The organism is Curtobacterium sp. RM9, from assembly GCF_054956955.1.
Genome location: NZ_CM143271.1, coordinates 2,261,603 through 2,280,885, shown reverse-complemented (window position 1 = coordinate 2,280,885; position 19,283 = coordinate 2,261,603). Strand labels below are relative to the sequence as shown.

Below are 19,283 nucleotides of genomic sequence, written 5' to 3'. Positions count from 1 at the left end.
CTCGGACGACGCCGAGCGTCAGGCGCGCCCCCGCATCACGGCCTGCTTCACCTCGGCGATCGCCTTCGTCACCTGGATGCCACGCGGGCAGGCGTCGGTGCAGTTGAAGGTCGTGCGGCAGCGCCAGACGCCCTCCTTGTCGTTGAGGATGTCGAGGCGGACGTCCGCCGCGTCGTCGCGGGAGTCGAAGATGAAGCGGTGCGCGTTCACGATCGCGGCGGGGCCGAAGTACTGCCCGTCGGTCCAGAACACCGGGCACGACGAGGTGCACGCCGCGCACAGGATGCACTTCGTGGTGTCGTCGAAGCGGGCGCGGTCGGCGACGGACTGCACGCGCTCCTTGCCCTTCTCCGGCGCGCTCGACGCCTGCAGGAAGGGCTGGACCTCGCGGTAGGAGGCGAAGAACGGCTCCATGTCGACGACGAGGTCCTTCTCGAGTGGCAGGCCCTTGATCGCCTCGACGTAGATCGGCTTCGACACGTCGAGGTCCTTGATCAGGGTCTTGCAGGCCAGGCGGTTGCGGCCGTTGATCCGCATCGCGTCCGAGCCGCACACACCGTGCGCGCAGGAGCGACGGAAGGTGAGCGACCCGTCCTGCTCCCACTTGATCTGGTGCAGGGCGTCGAGGATGCGGTCGGTCGGCAGCATCATGACGTCGAAGTCCTGCCAGCGCGGCTCGTCGTCGACGTCCGGGTCGAAGCGGCGGACGATGATCGTGACCGGGAACGATCCGGGAGGGGCGTCCTGCACGGTGTCGGTGCGGGGGGCGTCGGAGACCAGGGTGTCGGTCATCAGTACTTCCTCTCCATCGGCTCGTAGCGCGTCACGACGACGGGCTTCCAGTCGAGCGTGATGTGGTCGTCGGCGAGTGACGAGTGCGGATCGCCCGTCAGGTACGCCATGGTGTGCTGCATGTAGTGCTCGTCGTCCCGCTTCGGGTAGTCGTCGCGCATGTGGCCGCCGCGGGACTCCTTGCGGTTCCGCGCGGAGAAGACGACGACCTCGGCCAGGTCGAGCAGGAACCCGAGCTCGACGGCCTCGAGCAGGTCGGTGTTGAACCGCTTGCCCTTGTCCTGCACGGAGACCTGCAGGAACCGCTCGCGCAGCCCGTGGATGGTCTCGGTCATCTTGCCGAGCGACTCGTCGGTGCGGAACACCTGCGCGTTCTTGTCCATCTCGTCCTGCAGCTCCTTGCGCAGCACGGCGATGCGCTCGGTGCCGGTGGAGGCGCGGAGCTGGTCGAGCATGTCGCGGACGCCCTGCTCGGGGTGCTCGGGCAGGGGGAGGAACTCGGCCGTCTTGACCCACTCGGCGGCGTTGTTGCCGGAGCGCTTGCCGAACACGTTGATGTCCAGCAGGGAGTTCGTGCCGAGGCGGTTCGAGCCGTGCACCGACACGCACGCGCACTCGCCGGCGGCGTAGAGGCCGGGCACGACGGTGGTGTTGTCGGACAGGACCTCGGCGTTCGTGTTCGTCGGGATGCCGCCCATCGCGTAGTGCGCGGTCGGCATCACGGGCACCGGCTCGACGACGGGGTCGACGCCGAGGTAGGTGCGCGCGAACTCGGTGATGTCCGGCAGCTTCGTCTCGAGCACCTCGGCACCGAGGTGCGTGCAGTCGAGGAGGACGTAGTCCTTGTTCGGTCCGGCGCCCCGGCCCTCGGCGACCTCCTGCACCATGCAGCGGGCGACGATGTCGCGCGGTGCGAGGTCCTTGATCGTCGGGGCGTAGCGCTCCATGAACCGCTCGCCCGAGGCGTTGCGGAGGATCGCGCCCTCGCCGCGAGCTCCCTCGGTGAGCAGGATGCCGAGGCCGGCGAGGCCGGTCGGGTGGAACTGGAAGAACTCCATGTCCTCGAGCGGCAGCCCCTGGCGCCAGACGATGCCGACGCCGTCGCCGGTCAGGGTGTGCGCGTTCGAGGTGGTCTTGTACATCTTGCCGAAGCCGCCGGTCGCGAAGATCATCGCCTTCGCGTGGAAGACGTGCAGTTCGCCGGTCGCCAGCTCGTACGCGACGACACCGGCGGGCTGCTTGCGCGTGACGCCGTCGTCGCCCGTGACGTCCACCATGATGAGGTCGAGTGCGTAGAACTCGTTGTAGAACTCGACGCCGAGCTTCACGCAGTTCTGGAACAGCGTCTGCAGGATCATGTGCCCGGTGCGGTCGGCGGCGTAGCAGGCGCGGCGCACCGGGGCCTTGCCGTGGTCGCGGGTGTGGCCGCCGAAGCGACGCTGGTCGATCTTGCCCTCGGGCGTGCGGTTGAACGGCAGGCCCATGTTCTCGAGGTCGATGACCGCGTCGATGGCCTCCTTCGCGAGGATCTCGGCGGCGTCCTGGTCGACCAGGTAGTCGCCGCCCTTGATCGTGTCGAAGGTGTGCCACTCCCACGAGTCCTCTTCGACGTTCGCGAGGGCCGCCGCCATGCCGCCCTGCGCCGCGCCGGTGTGCGAGCGGGTCGGGTACAGCTTCGAGATGACGGCCGTCTTCGCCTTCGGGCCGGCCTCGATGGCGGCGCGCATGCCGGCGCCGCCCGCGCCGATGATGACGATGTCGAACTGGTGGTGATGGACCGGGATGTCGGTCGGGGTGTTCTGAGGCACAGGGGTCTTTCGGTCAGGGGGTGGAGCGGGCGACGGCAGCGGCTAGCGGGCCGGGCAGAACGACGGCAGGTCCGCGGCGGCGGCGCCGGCGGGGCACGGGTCGAACGTCCAGCACACGAGCAGGCCGAGGACGACGAGCACGACGCACGCGACGGCGATCGCACCGAGCAGGGTCTTCCGGATGCCTGGCTTCGCGACGTAGTCGTTCACGATCGTCCGCATGCCGTTCGAGCCGTGCACCATCGCGAGCACGAGCATGAGGGAGTCCCACACCTGCCAGAACGGGCTGGCCCACTTGCCGGCGACGAAGGCGAAGTCGATCTGCTTGACGCCCTCGCCGGCCACCATGTTGACGAAGAGGTGCCCGAAGATGAGCACGACGAGCAGGACGCCCGACGCGCGCATGTAGATCCAGCCCCACTTCTCCCAGTTGGTGGTGCGGCGGGCGGCTGTGGCGGAGCGCGGAGGCTCGACGGTCTGCGTGGTCATCGGTCCGCTCTCCTAGTTGAAGTCCGCGACGAGGTTCATGAGCTGGCGCGGCAGGAAGCCCGCGATCGCGACCGCCCAGAGGACGAGCACGACCCAGAACATCGCGCGCTGGTACTTCGGCCCCTTCGACCAGAAGTCGATCAGGATGATCCGCAGCCCGTTGAACGCGTGGAACACGATGGCCATCACGAGCGCGGTCTCACCGAGGTTCATGATCGGCGTCTTGTAGGTGCCGATCACGGCGTTGTACGCCTCGGGGGACAGCCGCACCAGGGCGGTGTCGAGGATGTGTACGAGCAGGAAGAAGTAGATCGCGACACCGGTGATGCGGTGCAGCACCCACGACCACATGCCCACCGAGCCGCGGTACAAGGTCCCCTGCGGGGTGCGAGCGGCGCGCGGCGCCTCGATCGTCCCGCCGTCGATGGACACTGCGGGTGCGGCGGTCGCCGTACCCGCTCCGGTCTGCTCGGCCATGAGCAAGTCCTCCCATAGGACGGGCTCGCCGATCGGCGAGCCCTTGCCGTTCGTGTTCGTGTGGAACACGCACCATCCTATGCGCGGGCGCCGACGTTCTCGTGCCGGGCGGTCAGCGAGCCCCGGTTCGCGGCCGGCGGCGCCCCGATCGTGCGGGCCGTGTCGTGGTGCGCGAGGAGCTCGTCGCCGACGGCCTCCCAGGTCGTCCCCTCGACGCGGAGCCGTCCCGCCGAACCCATCCGGGCGGCGGCGCCCGGTTGCGCGAGCACGCCGAGCACCGCACGTCGCAGGGCCTGCGGGGCGTCCGGGTCGTAGAGCTCGCCGTCGAGTCCCGGGGCGACGAGGTCGAGCGGTCCGCCGGACGCCGGCGCGACGACCGGCAGGCCGCTGGCGTGCGCCTCCTGCAGGGTCTGCCCGAAGGTCTCGGCGGGGCCCGTGTGCACGAAGAGGTCGAGCATCGCGTAGGCGTCCGCGAGGTCCTCGCCGCGCAACGGCCCGGTGAAGGTCACGTCGAGGTGCCGCAGCCGTCGTTCGAGGAGGGCGCGGGACGGGCCGCCCCCGGCGACGACGACCCGGATGCCGGGCACACCGCCGAGCTCTGCGAGCCGGTCGACCTCCTTCTCCGGCGCGAGCCGCCCGACGTAGCCGACGATCGCCTCGCCGTTCGGCGCGAGCCGTCGCCGCAGCGCCCGGACGCGCGCACCCGTCCGACGCGCGGGGTGGAACAGCTCGGTGTCGACCCCGCGGCCCCAGCGCGCGACGCGCGGCACGCCGTCCTCGCCGAGCATCGCGGCGGTGGCGCTCGACGGGGCGAGCGTCAGCGACGCCCCGGCGTGGATGCGCCCGAGGATGCGACGCACCAGCGGGACGGTCGCGGTCAGGCCGTTGCGGCGGGCGAACCCGGCCACGTCGGTCTGGAAGACGGCGACGGAGGGGATGCCGAGCCTCCCGGCCGCCGTGATGGCGCGTCCGCCCAGCAGGAACGGGCTCGCGGCGTGGAGCACGTCGGCGCCGGAGGCGGCGAGGATCGTGTCCAGGACCGGGTGGGGGAGCGCGACCGGGAACTGCCGGTACGCGACCGCGGGGACGCGGTGCACCGGGAAGGAGCGGTAGCGCTCGACCTGCGAGCGGGAGCGGGAGCGGAACTGCGCGAGCCCCGGGGTGTCCGGCGCGATGACGACCGCGCGGTGACCACGGCGTTCCAGGTGGTCGAGGACCGCGAGGACGCTGGTGGTCACGCCGTTGAGGGTGGGCAGGAAGCTCTCGGTCACGACGGCGACGGTCCGTTGGACCGTGCCGCGCTCCACGCTGCGTGCGCTCATGGTGCGTCCCATGCTCCGCGGGTGGCGTGGCCGTGCGGGGCGGTCCGCGTGAACGCCCGGCACGCAGGTGGTGAACAGCCGACCGGGAGGCGCGGGGCACGCCGCGTCCGCCGGCTCGCGTCCGTCTCGTGCGGCCTTCCGCACGCTGCGTGCGGGGAACGTGCGGGAAGCGTCCAGGTCGACTCCGGCCGCACCGGTACGGTGAGCGGGTGGCAGACGCACTCGAGGACTTCTACGCGATCATCCCGGCCGGCGGCATCGGCTCCCGGCTCTGGCCGCTCTCGCGCGCCGACGCGCCCAAGTTCCTGCACGACCTGACCGGCTCCGGCACCTCCCTGCTCCGGCAGACCTGGGACCGCCTCGCGCCGCTCGCCGGCGACCAGCGGATCATGGTCGTCACCGGGCGGGCACACCGCGTCGCGGTCGAGTCGCAGCTCCCCGGCGTCGCGGACCACAACGTCGTGCTCGAGAGCGAGCCGAAGGACTCGACCGCGGCCATCGGGCTCGCCGCGGCGATCCTGCACCGCCGCGAACCGGACGTGGTGATCGGCTCGTTCGCCGCCGACCACGTCATCGGCGACGCCCGTGGCTTCCGCCGTTCGGTGCGCGAGGCCGTCGCCGCCGCCCGCGCGGGCTACGTCACGACCATCGGCATCACGCCCACCGAGCCGGCGATCGGCTTCGGCTACATCCACGCCGACGGCGAGGCGCTCGACGTCGAGGGCGCCTCGACGGTGCACGCGGTGAAGTCCTTCGTCGAGAAGCCCGACCTGGACACCGCCCGCGGGTACCTCGACGAGGGCAACTACCTCTGGAACGCCGGCATGTTCATCGCCCGCGCCGACGTGCTCCTCGCCGAGATCGGCCGGACCAAGCCCGAGCTGCTCGCCGGCATCGAGGAGCTCGCCGCCGCGTGGGACACCTCGTCCCGCGGCGCCGTGGTCGACGCCATCTGGCCGACCCTCGAGAAGATCGCCATCGACTACACCGTCGCCGAGCCCGCCGCCGCGGCCGGCCGGATGGCGGTCGTCCCCGGCGACTTCGACTGGGACGACGTCGGCGACTTCGCGTCGCTCGCGAAGCTGCAGTCCGGCGGACGGGCGAACAACCTCGCCGTCCTCGGCGACGGTGCACGCATCCTGGCCGACTCGTCGAGCGGCATCGTCGTCTCGCACAGCCAGCGACTCATCTCGCTCATCGGGGTCGAGGACATCGTCGTCGTGGACACCCCGGACGCCCTGCTCGTGACCACGAGCGCGAACGCCCAGCGGGTCAAGGGTGTGGTGGACGCACTGAAGATCAGCGGCCGCGGCGACGTCCTGTAGCGCTCCATCACGAAATCGCTCCGGACCCCGGATCCGGGGCGTCCGCGGTGCCGCGCGCGTTACGGGCCTGTTTCGTCGCGGTCGCGATCGCGTAACCACTCCGCCAGGAGCGCCGAGAGCGTGCTGTACCGGCTCGACGGTCGTGTACTGTCGCCACGATCGCCCGGAACGCACGTGGTCCGGGCACTGCTCCCCGGAGGAACCAACCCGTGACATCCCGTACCCGTCAGGTCGTCCTGAGCGGCCTCGCGCTCGCCGGCCTGGTCGCCGTCCTCACCGGCTGCTCGGCCGCACCGTCCGACTCCGCGACGGCCAAGAAGACCGACTTCCGCCCCTGCATGGTCTCCGACGCCGGTGGCTTCGACGACAAGTCGTTCAACCAGCTCGGGTTCGAGGGCATGAAGGACGCCGCCGCCGACCTCGGCGCGACCTACAAGTCCGCCGAGTCGAAGGACGCCACCGTCTACGACTCGAACATCGAGCAGCTCATCGGCCAGAACTGCAACCTCGTGATCACCGTCGGCTTCAACCTCGCCGACGCCACGAAGAGCCAGGCCAAGGCGAACCCCGACACCGAGTTCGCGATCATCGACGACAACTCGATCGACGCCAAGAACGTCAAGCCGATCACGTTCGACACCTCCCAGGCGGCGTTCCTCGCCGGCTACGCGGCGGCGTCGTACTCGAAGACCGGCGTCGTCGGCACCTTCGGCGGCATGCAGATCCCGACCGTCACGATCTTCATGGACGGCTTCGCGGACGGCGTGAAGTACTACAACGAGCAGAAGAAGAAGGACGTCAAGGTCGTCGGCTGGAACGTCGACTCCGGCAAGGGCTCCTTCACCGGCGGGTTCGAGGCCGGCACGCAGGCCAAGTCGGTCGCGCAGACGCTCCTCGACCAGGACGCGGACGTCATCCTCCCCGTCGGCGGCCCGATCTACCAGTCGGCTGCCGAGGCGATCAAGGACGCGAACAACGGCTCCGTCCTCATCGGCGCGGACAGCGACCTGTACGAGGCCGACCCCCGCTACAAGGACATCGCGTTCACGTCCGTCATGAAGGGCATGCGCCCCGCCGTGAAGGACGTCGTCGAGCAGGCCGCTGACGACAAGTTCTCGAAGGAGCCGTACGTCGGCACGCTCGAGAACGACGGCGTCGGCATCGCGCCGTTCCACGACTACGAGTCGAAGGTCGACTCCGGTCTGAAGGACGAGCTGGACAAGATCAAGTCGGGCATCGTCGACGGCTCGATCAAGGTCGAGACCCAGTCGAACAAGTAGTCCGGGCGACGCGGGCGGGGGATCGGTCCCTCGCCCGCGTTTCCGTGCGCCCATCACAGAAATACACTCTGCACCCATGAAGCTCGAGCTCCGCGGCATCACGAAGCGGTTCGGTCCGCTGGTCGCCAACGACCACATCTCGCTCACCGTCGCCCCCGGTGAGGTCCACTGTCTCCTCGGTGAGAACGGTGCCGGCAAGTCCACGCTGATGAACGTCCTCTACGGCCTGTACCAGGCGGACGAGGGCGAAATCCTCCTCGACGACGTCGTCCAGGACTTCGACGGCCCCGGCGACGCCATGCGCGCCGGGATCGGCATGGTCCACCAGCACTTCATGCTCGTCCCGGTCTTCACCGTGGCCGAGAACGTGATGCTCGGTCAGGAGCAGACCTCGTTCGGCGGCCGCCTCGACCTCGCCGGTGCCCGTGCCCGGGTCCGCGAGATCTCCGACCGCTTCGGGTTCGACGTCGACCCGGACGCCAAGGTCGAGGACCTGCCCGTCGGCGTGCAGCAGCGCGTCGAGATCATCAAGGCGCTGTCCCGCGACGCGAAGGTCCTCGTGTTCGACGAGCCGACCGCCGTGCTCACGCCGCAGGAGACCGACGAGCTGATGGGCATCATGCGGCAGCTCCGCGAGGCGGGCACCGCGATCGTGTTCATCACGCACAAGCTCCGCGAGGTCCGCGAGGTCGCCGACCGCATCACCGTCATCCGGCTCGGCAAGGTCGTCGGCGAGGCGTCCCCGACGGCGACGAACAACGAGCTCGCGGCGCTCATGGTCGGCCGTGCGGTGTCGCTCGTCGTCGACAAGACCCCGGCCCAGGGCGGCGAGGACGCCCTCGTCGTCGAGCACCTCAGCGTCACCGACCCGTCGGGCATCGTGCTCGTCGACGACGTCTCGTTCACGGTCCGCCGTGGCGAGGTGCTGGCCATCGCCGGGGTGCAGGGCAACGGCCAGACCGAGCTCACCGAGGCGATCATCGGCCTCGAGCCCGTGCACGCCGGTCGCGTCACCCTCGACGGCAAGGAGCTCACCGGCCGTTCCGTCAAGCAGGTGCTCGACGCCGGGGTCGGCTTCGTGCCCGAGGACCGCAAGGAGGACGGGCTGGTCGGCGAGTTCACGATCGCCGAGAACCTCATGCTCGACCGCGCCGACCACGCCGAGTTCGTGCGCGCCGGCACCATCCGGTCCGCCGAGCGCGACGCGTTCGCCGACGAGAAGATCGCGGAGTTCGACATCCGCACGCCGTCGCGCACGACCGCCGCCGGTCGGCTGTCCGGCGGCAACCAGCAGAAGATCGTCCTCGCCCGCGAGCTCAGCCGCGAGCTGCGGCTCTTCGTCGCCGCGCAGCCCACACGCGGCATCGACGTCGGCTCGATCGAGTTCGTGCACAAGCGCATCGTCGCGACCCGCGACACCGGCGTCCCGGTCATCGTCGTCTCCACGGAGCTCGACGAGGTCGTGGCGCTCGCCGACCGGATCGCGGTGATGTACCGCGGCGGCATCGTCGGCATCGTCCCCGCGGACACCCCCCGCGACGTCCTCGGCCTCATGATGGCCGGCGAACTACCAGAAGGAACGGAGCTGGCGGCGTGAGCACCCCCACCCCTGACAGCACGCAGCAGCCGCAGACCCAGCAGCCGCAGACCGAGGCCCCGACCGACGACCGCCTGCAGGACGTCGAGTCGACCCCGCACCTGATGACCGACTCGGCGACCGACACCGAGCGACGCGACGGCGGCGACCGCTGGCGTGCCGCCGTGCAGAGCATCGTCGACGGCTCCGTGCTCGTCACGGTCCTGGCCGTCGTCCTCGCCCTCGTGGCGTGCGGCGTCCTCATCGCGGTCACCGACGAGAACGTCCGCGCCGCGGCCGGCTACTTCTTCGCCCGGCCCACCGACACCCTGCAGGCGATCGGCACCGCGGTCGGCGGCGCCTACGCCTCGCTGTTCGAGGGCTCGGTCTTCAACTTCGGCGCCCAGTCCGCGCAGCAGGCGATCGTCCCGATCACCCGCTCGATCGACTACGCCGTGCCGCTCGTCGCCGCGGGCCTCGGCATCGCGCTGTCCTTCCGCGCGGGCCTGTTCAACATCGGCGGCCAGGGCCAGATCCTGATGGGCGCCGCTGCGGCCGGGTGGGTCGGATTCTCGTTCGACATGCCCGCGGCGATCCACATCCCGCTCACCATCGTCGCCGGCATCGTCGGCGGCGCCGTGTGGGGTGGCATCGTCGGCGTGCTCAAGGCGCGGACCGGCGCCAACGAGGTCGTCCTGACGATCATGCTGAACTACGTCGCGCTCTACCTCGTGAGCTACCTCCTCCGCACCCCGGGCCTCCTGCAGGCCTCCGGCAGCACGAACCCGATCTCGCCCGCGACGAAGGACAGCGCGGTGCTCCCGCCGCTGTTCGGCGCCCGGTACGGGGTCGACCTCGGGTTCGTCGTGGCGATCATCGCGGTGGTCGTCGTCTGGTGGCTGGTGAACAAGTCGTCGCTCGGCTTCCGTTTCCGCACCATCGGCGAGAACCCCCGCGCGGCCCGTGTCGCCGGCATGAGCGTGCCGTCGCTCACCATCTGGGTGCTCGTCATCTCCGGCGCACTCGTCGGCATCGCCGGCGCGTACCAGGTGCAGGGCGCGGTCACCTCGGGCTTCACCTCGGGCATCGACGCCGGCATCGGCTTCGACGCGATCACCGTGGCGCTGCTCGGCCGCTCCAAGCCGTGGGGCGTGTTCTGGGCCGCCATCCTGTTCGGCGTGCTGAAGAACGGCGGCTACGCCATGCAGGCCGCCAACGGCATCCCGATCGACATCGTGGGCGTGATCCAGGCGCTCATCGTCCTGTTCATCGCGGCGCCGCCGCTCGTCCGCGCGATCTTCCGGATCCCGCAGCCGGGTGCCCGCCGTCGCGTGAGCACGAAGAACAGCAAGAAGGCGGTCGCCGCGTGAGCACCCTCAGCCCCACCGCGGCGTCCGCGTCGCCCCTGACCGACCGTGCGGTCGAGACCACCCGCAGCTGGAAGCTCGCCATCGGGTATGCGGTCTTCACCGTCGTGGCCCTCGTGCTGTTCACGCTGCTCCCGGGCAGCGGCACCACGACGTTCCGCCTGAGCAACGCCGGCGACTTCTTCCGGCTGCCCGACGTCCCGCTGCCGGCCGTCGCGACGGGCATCGTCGTGGTCGTCCTGCTCGCGATCCTGACCGTGTACGCCGCCGTCGAGACGCGCGCGCTCCGCCGGGTGCCGCTCTGGGTGACCGCGGTCTTCGCGGTCGTCTTCGTCGTCGGCTTCCTGACCTGGGCCGCCGCCGGCAAGTCGCTGCCGATCCCCGGCCTGCTGCTCGGCGCGCTGAGCCTGAGCGTCCCGCTCGTGTTCGGCGCCCTCGGCGGCGTGATCTCGGAGCGGGTCGGTGTCGTGAACATCGCCATCGAGGGACAGTTCCTCGCCGGCGCGTTCAGCTCCGCGATGGTCGCGTCGATCACTGGTTCGCCGTGGGTCGGCCTCGTCGCGGCCCTGGTCGCCGGCATGCTCGTGTCGTTCGTCCTCGCGGCGTTCAGCATCAAGTACCTCGTCGACCAGGTCATCGTCGGTGTCGTGATCAACGCCTTCATCTCGGGCCTCACCGGCTTCCTGTACTCGCAGGTGCTGTCACCGAACGAGACGACGCTGAACGTCGGCGTGCGCTTCCCGATCGTCCCGATCCCGGTGCTCCACCAGATCCCGGTCATCGGTCCGGTGTTCTTCGAGCAGCGCGTCACGGTCTACCTGGCCTACGTCGCGGTCGCCGCGGTCACCTTCGGGCTGTTCAAGACCCGCTGGGGCCTGCGCCTCCGCGCGGTCGGCGAGCACCCGCAGGCCGCGGACACGGTCGGGATCAACGTGACGACGACGCGCTTCTGGAACGTCGCGCTCGCCGGTGCGATCGCCGGCCTCGGCGGTGCGTACTTCACGCTCGACGCCGTCGGACCGTTCACGAAGGACATGACCGCCGGCGCGGGCTACATCGCGCTCGCGGCCGTCATCTTCGGCCGCTGGGACCCGATCCGCGCGACGCTGGCCGCGCTGCTGTTCGGCTTCGCGTCCAACCTGCAGAACACGCTCGGCGCGATCAACTCGCCGGTCCCCAGCGAGTTCCTGCTCATGCTGCCCTACGTCGTCACGATCTTCGCGGTCGCCGGCCTGGTCGGGCAGTCGCGCGGACCGGCGGCCGCCGGCAAGCCGTACATCAAGAGCTGACGGCCTGGAGGCGCGGCACATGACCCACATGGATGCATCCGGTGACCAGGAGGTCACCGCCACGGACGCGGGGGACGCAGCCCCGCGCCTCCAGTCCGGCGAGACGGCACCGGAGGTCGACTGGAGCGCCCTGCGGGACGCTGCCACGGCCGCGATGCGGCGCGCCTACGCGCCGTACTCGTCGTTCCCGGTGGGCGCCGCGGCGCTCACCGACGACGGCCGGATCGTCTCCGGCTGCAACGTCGAGAACGCCTCGTACGGGGTCACCCTGTGCGCGGAGTGCTCGCTCGTGTCGCAGCTGCACATGACCGGTGGCGGCAAGCTCGTCGCGTTCACGTGCGTGGACGGCGACGGCGCGACCCTCATGCCGTGCGGACGCTGCCGGCAGCTGCTCTTCGAGCACTCGACCGAGGGCATGCTGCTCGAGACCGTCTCCGGGATCCGCACCATCGACGAGGTCCTCCCGGACGCCTTCGGGCCGCGGACCCTCGCCACCTACCAGCAGGAGCACTGATCACATGGCCGTCGAGCCCTTCGACACCGTCGACCTCATCCGCACGAAGCGTTCCGGCGACGCGTTGAGCACGCCCGAGATCGACTGGCTGGTCGACGCCTACACGCGCGGCTACGTCGAGGACCCGCAGATGGCGGCCCTCGCGATGGCGATCTTCCTGAACGGCATGGAGCGCCGCGAGATCAAGGACCTCACCCTCGCGATGATCGCGTCGGGGGAGCGCATGTCGTTCGGCTCGCTCGGCAAGACCACGGTCGACAAGCACTCGACCGGCGGCGTCGGCGACAAGATCACGCTGCCCCTGGCGCCCCTCGTGGCGTCGTTCGGCGTCGCGGTCCCGCAGCTCTCCGGCCGGGGGCTCGGCCACACGGGCGGCACGCTCGACAAGCTGGAGTCGATCCCGGGCTGGCAGGCGGCGCTGTCGAACGACCGCATGCTCTCGGTGCTCGAGGACGTCGGGGCGGTGATCTGCGCGGCCGGTTCCGGCCTGGCTCCTGCGGACAAGAAGCTCTACGCGCTCCGGGACATCACCGGCACCGTCGAGTGCATCCCGCTCATCGCGTCGAGCATCATGTCGAAGAAGATCGCCGAGGGCACGGGCGCGCTCGTGCTCGACGTGAAGTTCGGCTCCGGTGCGTTCATGCCGACGTACGAGGCGTCGAAGGAGCTCGCGCAGACGATGGTCGACCTCGGGAACGACGCCGGGGTCGCGACCTCGGCGTTGCTCACCGACATGGAGGTCCCGCTCGGCCTGACCATCGGCAACGCGCTCGAGGTCCGCGAGTCCGTCGACGTCCTGGCCGGCGGCGGTCCGGCGGACGTGGTCTCGCTGACCGTCTCGCTGGCCGAGGAGATGCTGCGCCTGGCCGGGCTGCCGGACGCCGACCCCGCGGCCGCGCTGGCCGACGGCCGGGCGATGGACACCTGGCGCCGGATGATCGCCGCGCAGGGCGGGGATCCCGCAGCCGCGCTGCCGGTCGCCCGCGAGCAGCACGTCGTCACGGCGACGGAGTCCGGGGTCCTGGTCGAACAACAGGCGTTGCCGTTCGGCATCGCCGCGTGGCGCCTCGGCGCCGGGCGGGCACGGGCGCAGGACCCGGTGCAGGCCGGTGCCGGCATCGAGCTGCACGTCAAGCCGGGCGACACCGTCACGGCGGGGCAGCCGCTCTGGACGCTGCACACCGACGAGCCGGCCCGGTTCGAGCGGGCGCTCGAGTCCCTCGACGGTGCGTGGGCGATCGGGACGACGGCGCCGGAGCGCGGGCCGATCGTGCGGGAGCGCATCACGGGCTGAGGCGGGACCTGCGCGTCGTCGGTCGGCACCGATAGCCTGGGTGCATGAGCGCCGACGCCCCCACCTACCGCCTGCCCGACGCCGGAGCGGTCATCAACGACCTCCCCAAGGTCTCGCTGCACGACCACCTCGACGGCGGTCTGCGGCCGGCGACCATCGTCGAGCTGGCGGCCGAGGCGGGGGTGGAGCTGCCGACGACCGACCCGGGGTCGCTGCGCGCGTGGTTCGCCGAGCAGTCCGACTCCGGCTCGCTCGTCGAGTACCTCAAGACCTTCGACGTCACCACCTCGGTGATGCAGACCGCGCCGCAGCTGCACCGCGTCGCGAAGGAGTTCGTCGAGGACCTGGTCGCCGACGGCGTCGTCTACGGCGAGGTCCGCTGGGCGCCGGAGCAGCACCTGCGCGGCGGGCTGACGCTCGACGAGACGGTCGAGGCGGTCCAGGCCGGCATCGAGGAGGCCGTCGACGCCGCGGGCGGATCGATCCGCGTCGGGCAGCTCGTCACCGCGATGCGGCACGCCGACCGTGCGCAGGAGATCGCCGAGCTCGCCGTCCGGCACCGTGACCGCGGCGTCGTCGGCTTCGACATCGCCGGGGCCGAGGCCGGGTTCCCGCCCGCGAACCACCGCGCGGCGTTCGACTACCTGGCGTCCGAGCTCTTCCCGGTGACCGTGCACGCCGGCGAAGCGGACGGCCTGGCCTCGATCCGCTCGGCACTCGTCGACGGCCGTGCGCTCCGACTCGGCCACGGTGTCCGGATCTTCGAGGACGTCACCCTGTCCGACGCGGGTGACGGCTCCACCCTGGCGTCGCTCGGCGAGGTCGCCTCGTGGGTGCGTGACCGCGAGATCCCGCTCGAGGTCGCCCCGCAGTCGAACCTGCAGACCGGTGCGATCGCGGCGTGGGGCGACGACCTGGCCGACCACCCGTTCGACGTGCTCTACCAGCTCGGCTTCCGCGTCACGGTGAACACCGACAACCGGCTGATGAGCAACACCTCGCTGTCGAAGGAGCTCGCGCTCCTCGCCGGCACGTTCGGCTACGACCTCGACGACCTCGCGGCCTTCCAGATCAACGCGGCGCTCGGCTCCTTCCTCCCGCTGGAGGACCGCGAGGAGATCATCGCGACGATCACGGCCGGTCACCAGGGGGTCTGACGCATGCCGCTCCCACCGCTGCCCGACGAGGCCGTCGTGCTCGGGGCAACCGCGACCTCGTGGCACGAGGCACTCCGGCTCGCCGGCGACGCCCTGGTGGCGTCGGGCGCCACGACGGACGCGTACACCGACGCGATGACCGCGCTCGTCGAAGAGCACGGGCCGTACATCGTCATCTCGCCCGGGCTGGCGTTCGCGCACGCCCGGCCGGGGCCGACGGTGCGGCACGACGGGCTCACGGTCGTGACGCTCGCCGAGCCGGTGGCGTTCGGGCACCCGCACAACGACCCGGTCCGGGTGGTGCTCGGACTCGCGGTCGCCGAGGTCGGTACGCACCTCGAGTCCATCGGGGAGATCGCGAACACGTTCAACGACGCCACGGTCACCGGTCGGCTCGCGGCGGCGACCTCGGCGAACGAGGTCCGGACGATCCTGAGGGTGTCGGCGTGAAGATCGTGACCATCTGCGGTGCGGGCATCGGTTCGAGCGGCATCCTCAAGGTGAACGCGGAGAAGGCGTTGCAGTCCCTCGCGCTCGACGCCGAGGTCGTCGCGGCGGACGTCGCCTCGGTGCGCGAGGTGTCCGACGACGCGAACGTCATCCTCACGAGCCAGGAGTTCGTCGAGGCGATCGGCGACACCTACGCCGAGGTCATCGTGATCCGCAACCACTTCGACCAGGACGAGATCACCGCGGCGGTCGACCGGGCGCTCGGGGAGCACTGAGCAGTCCGGTGCTCCTCCATCGGAGCACCCCGCGTGCGAGCGCCCACAGGCTGGCGTGCCCGGCCGGGTCCGGGGCGGGGTCGCCCTAGGATCGGGGCATGAGCACGGAGAACCCGCTGAACGACCCCGCCGCCGACCCGTTCGAGGTCGCCCGCGACGCCGCCGCCGTCATCGCTGACCGGTCCGGCATCGAGCGGCACGACATCGCCCTGACCCTCGGCTCCGGCTGGGGCAAGGCCGCCGACCTCGTGGGCGAGACGGTGTCCGAGATCCCCGCGGCCGAGGTCCCGGGCTTCAGTGCCTCCGCCGTCCCCGGCCACTCCGGCACCGTCCGCTCGATCCGCCTGCCCGACGGTCGGCACGCGCTCGTCATCGGTGCCCGCACGCACTACTACGAGAACCACGGCGTCCGCCGCGTCGTGCACAGCGTCCGCACCGCGGCCGCCACCGGCGCGTCGATCATGGTGCTGACCAACGGTGCCGGCGGCATCAAGGAGACCTGGACCCCGGGGACCCCTGTCCTGATCAGCGACCACATCAACCTCACGGCGGACAGCCCGCTCGAGGGCGCGACGTTCGTCGACCTGACCGACCTGTACTCGTCGCGTCTGCGCGAGGTCGCGAAGTCGATCGACCCGACCCTCGACGAGGGCGTGTACACGCAGTTCCGCGGGCCGCACTACGAGACCCCGGCCGAGGTGCAGATGGCGAAGACCATCGGCGGGCACATCGTCGGCATGTCCACCGCACTCGAGGCCATCGCCGCCCGTCAGGCGGGCATGGAGGTCCTCGGCTTCTCCCTCATCACGAACCTCGCCGCCGGCATCCAGAAGACGCCGCTGTCGCACGCCGAGGTGCTCGAGGCCGGTCGCGAGGCAGAGCCGGTCATCGCCGACCTGCTCGCCCGCGTGGTGGCGGCCCTGTGACCCGGCACGAGGGCGCCTCGGACGGCGCGATGGCGGACGGCGACCTGAGCGAGGGGACCGAGACCGCCGCCGGCTCCGGCCTGGAGGCCCTGCTCGCCACCGCCAGGAACTGGTCGTCCCAGGACCCGGACGACGAGACCCGCGCCGAGCTGGACGCGCTCGTCGCGTCGGCCTCGTCGGGGGACGCCGCCGCGGCGGACTCGCTCCGCGAGCGCTTCTCCGGTCGTCTGGCCTTCGGCACGGCGGGGCTGCGCGCTGAGCTCGGCGCCGGCCCGCAGCGGATGAACCGGGTGGTCGTGACGCAGGCCGCCGCCGGCCTCGCCCGCTTCCTGATCGACACCGGCCGCGACCGCAGCGTCGTGATCGGCTACGACGGCCGGGTGAACTCGGACGTCTTCGCCCGCGACTCGGCCGAGGTCATGCGCGGCCTCGGGCTCGACGTCACGCTGCTGCCGTCGGCGCTGCCCACGCCGGTGCTCGCGTTCACCGTCCGGCACCTCCGGGTCGGCGCGGGCGTGATGGTCACCGCGAGCCACAACCCGCCGCGGGACAACGGCTACAAGGTGTACCTCGGCGGCGAGGACGACGGTTCCCAGATCGTGCCGCCGGTCGACGGCGAGATCGCCGCGGCGATCGACGCGGTCGCGGCGGGCGACGTCCGCGACCTCGTCCGGGCGACGGACTACACGGTGGCGGGCGACGCCCTGGTGCAGGCGTACGTGGACGCGACGGCCGCGACCGTGCCGACCCCGCGCCTCCCGGTCGACGCGCAGCCGAAGGTCGTCTACACGGCCATGCACGGGGTCGGGTGGGAGACCGCCCGCGCCGTGTTCGCGGCGGCGGGCTTCGCCGAACCGGTCGTGGTGCCGGAGCAGATCGAGCCGGACGGGGCGTTCCCGACGGTGTCGTTCCCCAACCCGGAGGAACCCGGCGCGATGGACCTGTCCGTCGCACGGGGTGTCGCTGTCGGCGCGGACCTCGTCATCGCGAACGACCCCGACGCCGACCGGCTGGCGCTCGCGATCCCCGACGGTCGCGGGTCGTTCCGTCGGCTGTCCGGCAACGAGGTCGGGTGGCTGCTCGGCTGGCGCGCCGCCGCACGCGCCCAGGCCGCGGGCTCGTCGGACGGGGTGCTCGCGGCGTCGATCGTGTCGTCGCCCGCGCTCGCCCGGGTGGCGGAGCGGTACGGCCTCGAGTACCGCGACACGCTGACCGGCTTCAAGTGGGTCTCGCGCGTGCCGTCGCTCGTGTTCGGGTACGAAGAGGCGCTCGGGTACCTCGTCGACCCCGGCGTCGTGCGCGACAAGGACGGCATCTCGGCGGCGCTCGCGCTGCTCGACCTCGCCGTGGGGCTCGCCGCTTCCGGCAAGACCATCGCCGACCAGCTCGACGCGTTCGCGGCCGAGTTCGGGGCGTTCGCCTCGGGCCAGGTCGCGACCCGCGTGGACGACCTCTCGCGCATCGGCGAGATCATGGCGTCCCTGCGGTCGTCGACGCCGACGTCGCTCGGCGGCCTCGACGTGGTCGCCGTGACGGACTACTCGGACGGGGTCGAGGGCTTCCCGCCGTCGGACATCCTGCGCTACGACCTCGACGGCGGCGCGCGGGTCATCGTCCGCCCGAGCGGCACCGAGCCGAAGGTGAAGGTGTACATCGACACCGTGGCGGCGTCGCCGGCCGAGGCGCAGGCCCTCGTCGACGCCCTCGCCGCCGACGTGCGCCCCCGCGTGTCCTAGCGCGCCGCGCCCGCCCACGGCGCCCCGCCCTCGCCGCACCCCGTCACGAACGTCGCACTCCGCTACACCGGGGTGCGACGTTCGGGGCGGGGTGCGGCGTTCGTGTTCCGTCCCCGCGCCGCGGCTCGACCGCGGCGCATCCGTCGCAGTGAGTCTGACGTGCGCCGTCGTCCACCGATCGGCCGGCACGAGCACGGACGCGTGCACCGGGCGGCGATGCTCTCGGCATGACGCTCGAAGTGATCTCCACGGCCGGTCTCGCCCACGATCCTGCGGTGACCGCCTCCGTGCGACGCCAGGCCGCCGCGGGCGATCTGCACCGTCTGCACCGAGGGCTCTACGTCGACGGCGCGGCGTGGGCATCGGCCCCCGAGCACCAACGGCACCGCCTCCTCCTCGAGTCCGTCGTGCCGCGGCTGGCGGGGGAGCCCGTGGTGTCGCACCGATCGGCGGTCGCGCTGCACGGCCTGCCGTGGATCGGGAGCTTCGGGGAGCGTGTCGTCGTCACCGACCCGGGCCGGGACCGCGGGCAGGCGAAGCGCAGCGTGGAGCGCGTCGGCAGTGCAGGTCGGCAGCCCGAGCGCACCGTCCTGGACGGGCTGACGGTCACGGATCTCGTCGGGACCGCGGTGGACGCCGCGGTGCGGGAGCACCCATGGCGTGCGATCGTCGTGCTCGATGCCGTCCTGCGTCGAGGAGTACCGACGGCAGCGATCCTCGATGAACTGGGGCGACGCCGGGCGCAGCGGCACCGAGCGGCGCGCGAGCTCGTCGAGTGTGCGAGCCCCCTCGCGGAGTCACCGGGGGAGAGCATCACGCGGTGGGGCGCGCACGTGCTCGGGGCGCCGCGTCCCGTCCTGCAGCAGCCGTTCCGGTACGACGGCGTGTTCGTCGACCGCGTGGACCTCTGGTTCCCGGAGCAGGGGGTCGTCGTCGAGTTCGACGGACGGTCGAAGTACGCAGACCGGGAACTCCGACAGGGCAGGAGCCCCGATGACGTGCTGTTCGACGAGAAGCGCCGCGAAGACCGGCTCCGGCGCCGTCCGGACGTGCACGGTGTGGCCCGTGTGACGTGGGCTGACGCGATGCCCGGTGGTCAGCTTCCGCGGCGGTTGAGCGAGGCCGGCGTACCGCTCGGCCGCGCGTGGGCCACTGCGTGGCGAGCGGCCGCGCAACGCACCCTGTAACGAACGTCGCACCCCGATG

At 71.4% G+C, this 19,283-nt stretch carries 18 protein-coding genes; 13 read left to right on the top strand and 5 right to left on the bottom strand.

All coding sequences use genetic code 11. The features are described 5' to 3' along the window. Positions 1-18: 18 nt before the first annotated feature. The 5 genes from ACY3FI_RS10715 to ACY3FI_RS10695 all read right to left on the bottom strand — a co-directional run bounded on the left by ACY3FI_RS10715 (position 19) and on the right by ACY3FI_RS10695 (position 4,888). A complete protein-coding gene (locus ACY3FI_RS10715; RefSeq protein ID WP_462547520.1) occupies positions 19-792 on the bottom strand; it encodes a succinate dehydrogenase iron-sulfur subunit in 774 nt (257 codons plus the stop codon). Continuing rightward, positions 792-2,600, bottom strand: coding sequence for a succinate dehydrogenase flavoprotein subunit (sdhA, locus tag ACY3FI_RS10710; protein ID WP_462547519.1), 1,809 nt, complete (start codon positions 2,598-2,600; stop codon positions 792-794). The genes ACY3FI_RS10715 and sdhA overlap by 1 nt, the downstream gene beginning before the upstream one ends. Positions 2,601-2,642: 42 nt before the next feature. Next, positions 2,643-3,089 (bottom strand): succinate dehydrogenase, hydrophobic membrane anchor protein, encoded by a 447-nt coding sequence (gene sdhD / locus ACY3FI_RS10705; protein ID WP_462547518.1) that lies wholly within the window; start codon positions 3,087-3,089, stop codon positions 2,643-2,645. A gap of 12 nt (positions 3,090-3,101) precedes the next feature. Next, a complete protein-coding gene (sdhC, locus tag ACY3FI_RS10700) occupies positions 3,102-3,566 on the bottom strand; it encodes a succinate dehydrogenase, cytochrome b556 subunit (protein WP_462550345.1) in 465 nt (154 codons plus the stop codon). Between the two features lie 77 nt (positions 3,567-3,643). After that, positions 3,644-4,888 (bottom strand): glycosyltransferase family 4 protein, encoded by a 1,245-nt coding sequence (locus ACY3FI_RS10695; protein WP_462547516.1) that lies wholly within the window; start codon positions 4,886-4,888, stop codon positions 3,644-3,646. 209 nt (positions 4,889-5,097) lie between these two features. Between ACY3FI_RS10695 and ACY3FI_RS10690 the strand changes: the two genes are divergently transcribed. The 13 genes from ACY3FI_RS10690 (at position 5,098) to ACY3FI_RS10630 (ending at position 19,264) form a co-directional block, all read left to right on the top strand. Then, a complete protein-coding gene (locus ACY3FI_RS10690; protein WP_462547514.1) occupies positions 5,098-6,213 on the top strand; it encodes a mannose-1-phosphate guanylyltransferase in 1,116 nt (371 codons plus the stop codon). A 209-nt stretch (positions 6,214-6,422) separates the two neighbouring features. Further along, positions 6,423-7,493, top strand: coding sequence for a BMP family lipoprotein (locus ACY3FI_RS10685; protein WP_462547513.1), 1,071 nt, complete (start codon positions 6,423-6,425; stop codon positions 7,491-7,493). A 76-nt stretch (positions 7,494-7,569) separates the two neighbouring features. Beyond that, positions 7,570-9,090, top strand: coding sequence for an ABC transporter ATP-binding protein (locus ACY3FI_RS10680; protein WP_462547512.1), 1,521 nt, complete (start codon positions 7,570-7,572; stop codon positions 9,088-9,090). Further along, positions 9,087-10,439 (top strand): ABC transporter permease, encoded by a 1,353-nt coding sequence (locus ACY3FI_RS10675; RefSeq protein ID WP_462547511.1) that lies wholly within the window; start codon positions 9,087-9,089, stop codon positions 10,437-10,439. Before ACY3FI_RS10680 ends, ACY3FI_RS10675 begins: the two co-directional genes overlap by 4 nt. After that, complete coding sequence (locus ACY3FI_RS10670; RefSeq protein WP_462547510.1) at positions 10,436-11,725, top strand: ABC transporter permease; 1,290 nt, start codon at positions 10,436-10,438, stop codon at positions 11,723-11,725. The genes ACY3FI_RS10675 and ACY3FI_RS10670 overlap by 4 nt, the downstream gene beginning before the upstream one ends. A 19-nt stretch (positions 11,726-11,744) precedes the next feature. Further along, positions 11,745-12,239, top strand: coding sequence for a cytidine deaminase (locus ACY3FI_RS10665; RefSeq protein ID WP_462547509.1), 495 nt, complete (start codon positions 11,745-11,747; stop codon positions 12,237-12,239). Between the two features lie 4 nt (positions 12,240-12,243). Then, on the top strand, positions 12,244-13,533 hold the full coding sequence (locus ACY3FI_RS10660) for a thymidine phosphorylase (RefSeq protein ID WP_462547507.1): 1,290 nt from the start codon (positions 12,244-12,246) through the stop codon (positions 13,531-13,533). Between the two features lie 44 nt (positions 13,534-13,577). Continuing rightward, the gene (locus ACY3FI_RS10655; RefSeq protein ID WP_462547506.1) at positions 13,578-14,690 is read left to right on the top strand and encodes an adenosine deaminase; all 1,113 of its coding nucleotides are present in this window, start codon (positions 13,578-13,580) and stop codon (positions 14,688-14,690) included. 3 nt (positions 14,691-14,693) lie between these two features. Continuing rightward, positions 14,694-15,140, top strand: a complete 447-nt coding sequence (locus ACY3FI_RS10650) for a PTS sugar transporter subunit IIA (protein WP_462547505.1) — start codon at positions 14,694-14,696, stop codon at positions 15,138-15,140. After that, on the top strand, positions 15,137-15,415 hold the full coding sequence (locus ACY3FI_RS10645) for a PTS sugar transporter subunit IIB (RefSeq protein WP_462547503.1): 279 nt from the start codon (positions 15,137-15,139) through the stop codon (positions 15,413-15,415). Before ACY3FI_RS10650 ends, ACY3FI_RS10645 begins: the two co-directional genes overlap by 4 nt. Positions 15,416-15,513: 98 nt before the next feature. Further along, positions 15,514-16,341, top strand: a complete 828-nt coding sequence (locus ACY3FI_RS10640; RefSeq protein WP_462547502.1) for a purine-nucleoside phosphorylase — start codon at positions 15,514-15,516, stop codon at positions 16,339-16,341. 29 nt (positions 16,342-16,370) lie between these two features. After that, the gene (locus tag ACY3FI_RS10635) at positions 16,371-18,077 is read left to right on the top strand and encodes a phospho-sugar mutase (RefSeq protein ID WP_462550344.1); all 1,707 of its coding nucleotides are present in this window, start codon (positions 16,371-16,373) and stop codon (positions 18,075-18,077) included. A gap of 227 nt (positions 18,078-18,304) precedes the next feature. Beyond that, the gene (locus ACY3FI_RS10630; protein ID WP_462547501.1) at positions 18,305-19,264 is read left to right on the top strand and encodes a hypothetical protein; all 960 of its coding nucleotides are present in this window, start codon (positions 18,305-18,307) and stop codon (positions 19,262-19,264) included. Positions 19,265-19,283: the final 19 nt, after the last annotated feature.